Raw genomic sequence first — 5,870 nt, 5'->3', positions numbered from 1 at the left:
CCGACCCCGCGTCCGGCGATCTAACGAATTCCGCGGCGACGCCGCACCCAAAGCTTGCACCGGCGCGCGTCGTAGCCAAAGCATACGGCCAAGCCGGCCGAACGACCATTCGACTCCGTTTGAGCCAACAGAACCGATTTCATTTAGCAATGCATGGCTCTAGTGGTTCAAATCTGGCCGCATCTCCCCTATATGATCGGGAGACAACGAAAGGCCATTTGCATGACGTCCCTCGATCAGATCATCGACGATTTCACCTTCCTGGACGACTGGGAAGACCGCTATCGCTATGTGATCGAACTCGGCAAGGCGTTGCCTGATCTCGCGGACGAGAAGAAGACGTCGTCTAACAAGGTGATGGGCTGCGCCAGCCAGGTGTGGCTGGTGACGCATGTCTCCGACGACAGCGACAATCCCGTGATGACCTTCGAGGGCGATTCCGACGCGCATATCGTGCGCGGGCTGGTGGCGATTGTGCTTGCCACCTATTCCGGCAAGACGGCTTCGGAGATCGCCGCACTCGACGCCTTCGAGGTGTTCGGCAAGATGGGCCTTGTCGAGAACCTGTCAGCGCAGCGCTCCAACGGGCTGCGCTCGATGGTCAACCGCATCCGCGAGGAAGCGCGGCTGCGGGCGGCGGCGTAAAGCCAGCCTCTCTTTTCAGATTGAACGATCAGGACCAGAGTTCCGGGCGATAGTCCGGCGCGCCCCAATGTTCCATTCGCGGGCGACGGGATGGCGGTTGCGGGTTATAATGGCGCGAGAGGGCCATGAGTGCGGTGCGCAGCATCAGCTTGGCGGAGCGCACCGGCCATTGCCGCTCGCGCTCGACCGTCTCCAGCCCCTTCATGAAGCAGCAGACATCCAGCGCCACGCCTGACAGCTCCGGCCCAAGCGCCTCCAGTGCGCGGTTGACGGCAAGGCGGGCGGCGACGGCGTTGTCGGTCAGATCCGCCATGCCGCCACGTCCGCCGCTGGCGCGGCTAGACAGGCGCGGTTCGCAGGAGGCGGTGACGCGCGGCTGCAGCTGGGCGCGGGTGAAATCGGCATGCAGCCTCTCGCCGGCCTTGATCGCGGCCTCGGGCATGAAGGCGGCGCCGTCGCGGTCCTTCAGCCGCTCGACACTGGCAAGCGGCGATTCATCCTTGTTGACCCGCAGCCGCCTGACGACGCCATCGACCTCGCGGGCACTCGTTTCGATCTCCGCGTGCTGGGTGAGAAAGGCTTCATCCGCCTCGGCGGCGGCGCGGCGCAGATAGGCGCGGGCCTGATTGGATGCGCGCAGTCGGTCACCTTGCTCCTCGATGAGGCCGGAGGCGCGGGCTTCGGCGATGATGCTCAAGGGAAAGCCGGCGGTCGTTCCGTCGGCGAAGAGGAAGTTGATATCGCTCCCCTCGCCCGGCTGCTGGCGTGCCTCGCCGCGGATCAGCAGCTTCAGCAGTCTGACCATCGGCTTTTGTGAGGCGGTCAGCTTCGTTTTCGTCTTTACCGATTTACTCATGGCCGTAGCCTCCGCCGGACCGGAAGATGGAATTGACGGTGCGCTCGACGGCGGCGACGAACTCGTCATAGGCGGGATCGTCGCGGCGATCCTCGACCACGTGGCAGGCATGGCTGACCGTGGTGCGATCGCGGCCGAAGCCGGTGCCGATCTCATGTAGCGGGATCTGCAGCGCGACATGGCAGACATACATGGCGATCTGTCTGATGTGGCAGAGGGTGCGGCGGCGGTCGCGGCGCATCTGCACGCGCTGGCCGGCGATCATCACCATCTCGGTCGTGACTTGCTGGCAGATGCGGCAGACGGCGCGCACGGCATCCGTGGCGGAGGGTGGGCGATCATCCCTTGAGAGGGCGGCCTGCTCTTCCCCATAAAGCGGGGACAGCGGCGCATTCGCGGCGCCGGGCGGGGAAAAATGTCCAATCGGCATATGAATACTCCTATGAATAGGAATTAATTCATACACGCTATACAGGAACGGGGATAAACGAAAGCGCGCCTCGATCGATTTCGGCTGATTTCGCTCACGAATTTTAACGAGGATTGAAAATAATTGGGATTATTTTCCTCATAGACTTAAATCCTTCTTTGCTTGCCGCATGTCTTTATCCCGAAACCGGTGTCCACTTTCGAGAGACATGCGCAGACACGAAAAAGCCGGGCTCTCGCCCGGCTGATCGTGATCGTTCAATGCGACAAATCTATCAGCCGCGGCCGCGCTTGCGGCGCTGGCCAAGACCCATTTCCTTGGCAAGGCGCGAGCGCGCCTCGGCATAGGCTGGTGCTACCATCGGGTAGTCGACCGGCAGATCCCACTTTTCGCGATATTCTTCAGGCGAGAGGCTGTGGTGAGTCATCAGATGGCGCTTGAGCGACTTGAAGTTGCCGCCGCACTCGAGGCAGGTGATCTGCTCATCCTGGACGGATTTGCGCACAGAGACAGCAGGCTTCTGCTTTTCAACGACAGCCATGGCCGGTGTCGGCGTCGACGTGTTGCTCAACGCCGAATGCACGTCCGAAATAAGATTGGCGAGGTCGCCAACCGGCACGACGTGGTTGCTGACATACGCTGCGACGATATCCGCGGTAAGCTCGACCAGCAATTCTGGCCCGCTTCCGGCTGCAGTATCCGTCATATTTCGTTTCTCCTGTTTGCATGCTCAAAAGGTCTAGAGCCTCCTTGGCTCAGGACCGCTATCGTAGAGCGAACAGCAAAAAACTCAGTCTGCGGCTACATGTTTCGAAAAACTGAAATCCACCCCTAGTTTCCTGAGGCCGAAACCCGTTCTTATACTGCCTGATCTTGCATTAGTACGCACACACCCGCACACGACCCTCAATTAAACATTGAAATTCAAAGCGACCGAGGAATTATGCAATGTGATTCTAATTCAATATCAGAACTCTACTTGAGCATCAATTATCACCGTTTTGCGAAAACGCCAATTAATATTTCATATATATCTGTCAAAAAACGCCTCTATCCCAAGAATTAATATAGCGCGAAGGAAACATTAATCATCCTCACATCTGCTTAAAACTGCAAAAAACTGCTTAAAATCTTGAATATATAGCACTCTTACCTTTCAAGAAGATCGTCGCGCACCGAAGGCGGTAACAGACGATAACCTGTCTTGTGTGCCGCCCTGGCCAAGAGATGAGCGGCCACCGGCGCTGTCAGTATAAAAAACACGAAACCAGCAAGCGAACGTGCAAATACGGCGATTTCTCCTGATTCGATCCCGGCCGCAAATAATAACAGCCCCGAGCCCACCGTTCCGGCTTTCGACGCGGCATGCATGCGCGTGTATAAATCCGGCAGTCTGACAATACCAAGAGCTGCCACCAGCGCGAAAAGCGCGCCCGACAACAGCAGCACGGAAACGACGATGGCAGTGATGTAGTCCATCATGTCCTGTCCTTCTTCGTCTTGCGCGCGGGCGCGGTCTTGATCTTCAACTTGGCATCGCTCTTCACCTTCGCATCGGGCTTTTTCGAGGCCGGGCGGACGGTTTTATCCGTTTGCGCAGCCGTCGGTCCAGCCGAAGCGGGCAAAGGGCCGCGCGACAGAACGAAGCGGGCGAAGGCGACGGTGGCGAGAAAGCCGACGAGGCCGAGCGAAATGGCGATATCGATATAGAGCGCAAAGCCGGTCTTGACCGCGACGACGGCGAGGAAGCCGATTGCCGTGCCCGACAGCGTGTCGAGCGCCAGGATGCGATCCGGCAAGGTCGGCCCGACGATGACCCGCCATGAGGCGACGAGGAAGGTGGCGGCGAGGATGACGAGGGCCACGGATGCCGAGATGGAGACGATCGCGTCGGGCGTCATCGGAAGGCCTCCATGATCTTGCGCTCGAAGCCATTGGCGATGTCGCGCCTGATCGCATCCGGATCGGCGCAATCGAGCGCATGAACGTAGAGCGTCTTATGGTCGTCAGAGACATCGACCGAGAGCGTTCCCGGCGTCAGCGTGATCATGTTGGCGAGCAGCGTGATTTCGAAATCGCGATCGACGGTGAGCGGAAAGGCGAAGATGCCGGGCTTCAGGTTCATCTCAGGGCTGAGCACCGTCGTCGCCACCTTGATGGCGGACATGGCGAGCTCCTTGATGAACAGCAGCGCCAGCGACATTATCGCCCAGAGGCGCCAGAGATAGGCCTTGCTGCCGAACGGTTCACGCACCAGGAAGAGCGCCAGCGCGCCGAGCGCGAAACCGAGGACGAGATTGTGGGCCGAGGTGCTGCCGCTGAGTGCCGCCCAGGCGATCGCCAGCAGGAGATTGAGAAGCAAGGCGATCATGGCGCGACGCCTCCCGGGAAGACGGATTCGATGTAGGGATAGGGATCTGTGAGCTCGGTGGCGACGGATTGCGTCAGCGCCAGCAGGCGTTCCGGCAGCAGGCCGAAGCCGACGATGAAGACGGTCAGAAGCAGAAGCGGAAGCATCGTCCGCCAGCCGGTGGAAACATGGGTTTCGGCGCTTTCAGTGGCCGGGCGCCAATAGGCGAGCAGGAAGACGCGGCCGAATCCAATGGTCGTCAGGAAGCCGCTGATGAGCACTGCGGCCGCCAGCCACCAGGCGCCGACATCGAGCGAGGACTTGACGAGGATGAGCTTCGGCCAGAAGCCGGAAAACGGCGGCAGGCCGCAGGCGGCGAAGAAGAGGATGAGCGAGATCGCGGCGAAGAGGCCATTGCGGCGATAGAGACCGCCCAGCCTCGTCAGCGAGAAACTGCCGCCGAGAAAGGCCATCTGGCCAGCCGCGAGATAGAGTGCCGTCATCAGCAGCATGGAATGCAGCGCATAGAAGACGGTGCCGGACAGTGCGCCTGTTGTCCCGATGGCGATGCCGATCAGCATGTTGCCGATGCCTGATATGACGACATAGCCGAGCAGCTTTCTCACATCGTCCTGCGCCAGCGCGCCGAGCGCGCCGAGGATGGCGGTGGCAGCACCGGTGATGGCGATCAGCAGGCTGAGTTCCTCGCGCTCCAGCGGCAGGAGCACCACCAGCACGCGGATGAGCGCATAGATACCGACCTTGGTGAGCAGGCCGGCAAAGAGTGCCGACACGACGATGCGCGGGGTGTGATAGGAGGCAGGGAGCCAGAAATTGACCGGAAAGGCGGCGGCCTTCATGGCGAAGGCCAGCAGGAAGAGAGCTGCCAGCGTGGTCAGCGGCGCGGTCGCGCTCAGCTCACCAGCCTTCGTGGCGATATCGGCCATGTTGAGCGTGCCGAAGATGGCATAGAGGATGCCGACGGCGATCAGGAACAGCGTCGTGCCGAGGAGATTGAGGACGGCGTATTTCATCGCGCCGTCGATCTGCTTGCGCTCGGAGCCCAGGATCAGCAGGCCGAAGGACGAGATCAGCAGCACCTCGAACCAGACGTAGAGATTGAAGACGTCGCCGGTCAGAAACGCGCCGGTGACGCCAGCCATCAGCATCATCAGGAACGGGAAGAAGCCGTAGCGCCGGTTGGTGTCGTCGATATCGGAAAGCGCGTGGATGCTGCCCGCCAGTGCCGCGATCGCCGCCGTCAGTGCCATGACGGCGGAGAGCGTATCGACGGTGAACGCGATACCGAAGGGCGGCAGCCAGCGGCCCATGACCATGGTGAGCGGGCCATCGGCCATGACCTTGACGAGTAGCGCCGCGTCGAGGGCGGCGAGCAGCGCGAGGCCGGGGATGGCGAGCCAGGCTTGAAGGCGTACGGAGCCGCGGGCCATCAGGAGGATGGCGCCGAGCGTGATGCAGAGCGCTACCGGGGCGATGACGAGCCAGTGGGCGATCGGCACGGGGGATGTGACGAGGGCTGCGGAGAGGTCGGTGATAGGTTGGGTGGGGGTGGCCATTTAGGGGGTGGC

At 60.9% G+C, this 5,870-nt stretch carries 8 protein-coding genes; 1 reads left to right on the top strand and 7 read right to left on the bottom strand.

What is annotated here, in order from left to right:
• Positions 1 to 222: 222 nt before the first annotated feature.
• Complete coding sequence (locus ACCD05_RS31465) at positions 223 to 645, top strand: SufE family protein (RefSeq protein WP_111561000.1); 423 nt, start codon at positions 223 to 225, stop codon at positions 643 to 645.
• A gap of 28 nt (positions 646 to 673) precedes the next feature.
• Here the strand turns inward: ACCD05_RS31465 and ACCD05_RS31460 are convergent, their stop codons facing one another.
• The 7 genes from ACCD05_RS31460 to ACCD05_RS31430 form a co-directional block, all read right to left on the bottom strand.
• Positions 674 to 1,501, bottom strand: coding sequence for a DUF6456 domain-containing protein (locus tag ACCD05_RS31460; protein WP_413397581.1), 828 nt, complete (start codon positions 1,499 to 1,501; stop codon positions 674 to 676).
• Positions 1,494 to 1,931, bottom strand: coding sequence for a helix-turn-helix domain-containing protein (locus ACCD05_RS31455; RefSeq protein ID WP_413397579.1), 438 nt, complete (start codon positions 1,929 to 1,931; stop codon positions 1,494 to 1,496). The genes ACCD05_RS31460 and ACCD05_RS31455 overlap by 8 nt, the downstream gene beginning before the upstream one ends.
• A 274-nt stretch (positions 1,932 to 2,205) precedes the next feature.
• A complete protein-coding gene (locus ACCD05_RS31450) occupies positions 2,206 to 2,637 on the bottom strand; it encodes a MucR family transcriptional regulator (RefSeq protein ID WP_018901192.1) in 432 nt (143 codons plus the stop codon).
• A 443-nt stretch (positions 2,638 to 3,080) separates the two neighbouring features.
• A complete protein-coding gene (gene mnhG / locus ACCD05_RS31445) occupies positions 3,081 to 3,413 on the bottom strand; it encodes a monovalent cation/H(+) antiporter subunit G (RefSeq protein ID WP_018901191.1) in 333 nt (110 codons plus the stop codon).
• Positions 3,410 to 3,832: a cation:proton antiporter gene (locus tag ACCD05_RS31440; protein ID WP_413397577.1), complete on the bottom strand. Its 423-nt coding sequence runs from the start codon at positions 3,830 to 3,832 to the stop codon at positions 3,410 to 3,412. The genes mnhG and ACCD05_RS31440 overlap by 4 nt, the downstream gene beginning before the upstream one ends.
• Positions 3,829 to 4,302 (bottom strand): Na+/H+ antiporter subunit E, encoded by a 474-nt coding sequence (locus ACCD05_RS31435; RefSeq protein ID WP_413397575.1) that lies wholly within the window; start codon positions 4,300 to 4,302, stop codon positions 3,829 to 3,831. The genes ACCD05_RS31440 and ACCD05_RS31435 overlap by 4 nt, the downstream gene beginning before the upstream one ends.
• Entirely contained in the window at positions 4,299 to 5,858 is a 1,560-nt protein-coding gene (locus tag ACCD05_RS31430; protein ID WP_413397573.1) for a Na+/H+ antiporter subunit D, read from the bottom strand. The genes ACCD05_RS31435 and ACCD05_RS31430 overlap by 4 nt, the downstream gene beginning before the upstream one ends.
• Positions 5,859 to 5,870 lie beyond the last annotated feature (12 nt).

Origin of the sequence: Rhizobium sp. Rhizsp42, from assembly GCF_047304155.1 — a bacterium.
In the GTDB taxonomy this organism is placed as follows: Bacteria; Pseudomonadota; Alphaproteobacteria; order Rhizobiales; family Rhizobiaceae; genus Rhizobium.
The sequence above is the reverse complement of the archived record's forward strand: the minus strand, read 5'-3'. Positions and strand labels throughout refer to the sequence as shown.

Excerpts from the sequence above, each read along its gene's own strand:
- ACCD05_RS31465 (WP_111561000.1), top strand. The coding sequence starts at position 223 with ATGACGTCCCTCGATCAGATCATCGACGATTTCACCTTCCTGGACGAC.
- ACCD05_RS31460 (WP_413397581.1), bottom strand. The coding sequence starts at position 1,501 with ATGAGTAAATCGGTAAAGACGAAAACGAAGCTGACCGCCTCACAAAAG.
- ACCD05_RS31455 (WP_413397579.1), bottom strand. The coding sequence starts at position 1,931 with ATGCCGATTGGACATTTTTCCCCGCCCGGCGCCGCGAATGCGCCGCTG.
- ACCD05_RS31450 (WP_018901192.1), bottom strand. The coding sequence starts at position 2,637 with ATGACGGATACTGCAGCCGGAAGCGGGCCAGAATTGCTGGTCGAGCTT.
- mnhG (WP_018901191.1), bottom strand. The coding sequence starts at position 3,413 with ATGATGGACTACATCACTGCCATCGTCGTTTCCGTGCTGCTGTTGTCG.
- ACCD05_RS31440 (WP_413397577.1), bottom strand. The coding sequence starts at position 3,832 with ATGACGCCCGACGCGATCGTCTCCATCTCGGCATCCGTGGCCCTCGTC.
- ACCD05_RS31435 (WP_413397575.1), bottom strand. The coding sequence starts at position 4,302 with ATGATCGCCTTGCTTCTCAATCTCCTGCTGGCGATCGCCTGGGCGGCA.
- ACCD05_RS31430 (WP_413397573.1), bottom strand. The coding sequence starts at position 5,858 with ATGGCCACCCCCACCCAACCTATCACCGACCTCTCCGCAGCCCTCGTC.